Here is a 1,147-nt window from a genome sequence, read left to right as displayed (position 1 = left end):
TCGTCGAGCGTGCCGTCGCTGCCCTTGACGAGGCCGGGGCTGGGCGTGTGGTTGTGCGTGCCTGTCCTGCGGGCAGGCCGTGGGCGGCGACGATCCTCACCGATGCGGGGTTGGCTGTCGTGGAGGCGAAGGAGGGCGCCGTCGAGGTGGGGGAGGAGGGCGACTAGCATCCGGGGCCGCGGGCGCTGTTGGGAGTACATGAAGTAATACATGGTTACCATGTATTACTTGTGATATTTGTGACAGTCTGGGGTGTGGGTGGGTGCATACTGGAGAGGGCCGAAGGGTCTTTCTATCAATCCACGACATAGACATCAGGAGTCTGACATGACACGATGGAGCAAGACGGTCGGCGCAGTCGCCGCCGTCATGGTTGCGGTTTCACTGACGGGTTGCTCTGGGGCGACGACGACCAAGGGCGGCGACACGACCTGCAAGGAGTACATGGCGATGTCCTCCGACGATCAACAGGACGCAGTCAAAGCCCTTTTGTCAGAGAAGGGAAAAAAACCGTCAAACGCTGAGATTACGCTTGCGAGGAGCTCAGCGAAACTCTTCTGCGTGACGGTGGGTAACGATCAGTCCAAGATTCGTGAAATCAACGGATAAACGTCGCCTACCTTCGCGCATGTGGGTCCCTCGCCCACGACGGAGTGCGGGTAAGGACGCGAACGTGAGTGTGGGGGCCGCCCAATTGGGCGGCCCCCACACTCGTCGGGCCTCGCGCGTTGGCCACAGACCTACTCGTTGGTGATATGGCGGTCGAGCCAGGCCCGAAGATCCGGGTACAGGGAGGGGTTCTTCGACAGGGTCGCCCACAGGTCCGGCCTCGTGCGGGCGATCTCCGCCTGAACGTCCCACGGGGTTTCCGGGTCGATGGCGTCGGCAATCGTGAACCTGCTGGCGGAGGAGGGCGTCGCTCGCGTCATGTCCGGGTCGTTATCCTCCGGCGCGGTCGCCCCGTCGGCTGGCGACGGGGGTTGCGACTCCTGTGAGGGCGGCTGCGGGGCGGGGGGTTCCGTTGCCTGTTGTGGGGTGGGCGCAGCGTCGGACGCGGAGGTGGCGAGTGGGCCGATTGAGATCGGCTGGTTCACCGGGGCGGCGGCAGTGGGTGATGGAAGCGGGCCGATCGAGACGGGGCGGTGGG

The 1,147-nt window shown here is 64.4% G+C and carries 2 protein-coding genes; one reads left to right on the top strand and one right to left on the bottom strand.

Going from position 1 to position 1,147, the window contains the following annotated elements:
- Positions 1-327 precede the first annotated feature (327 nt).
- Positions 328-609, top strand: a complete 282-nt coding sequence (locus BQ7477_RS10855) for a hypothetical protein (RefSeq protein ID WP_073983903.1) — start codon at positions 328-330, stop codon at positions 607-609.
- Between the two features lie 131 nt (positions 610-740).
- Here BQ7477_RS10855 and BQ7477_RS12630 read toward each other — a convergent pair.
- The coding region (locus tag BQ7477_RS12630) for a variant leucine-rich repeat-containing protein (protein ID WP_478209471.1) at positions 741-1,147 on the bottom strand (407 nt) is incomplete at its 5' end.

The organism is Actinomyces bouchesdurhonensis, assembly GCF_900128465.1.
Lineage (GTDB): Bacteria > Actinomycetota > Actinomycetes > Actinomycetales > Actinomycetaceae > Pauljensenia > Pauljensenia bouchesdurhonensis.
This window is presented reverse-complemented; position numbering and strand designations above follow the sequence as displayed.

Coding starts and splice junctions, on each gene's coding strand:
- BQ7477_RS10855 (WP_073983903.1), top strand. CDS start 328: ATGACACGATGGAGCAAGACGGTCGGCGCAGTCGCCGCCGTCATGGTT.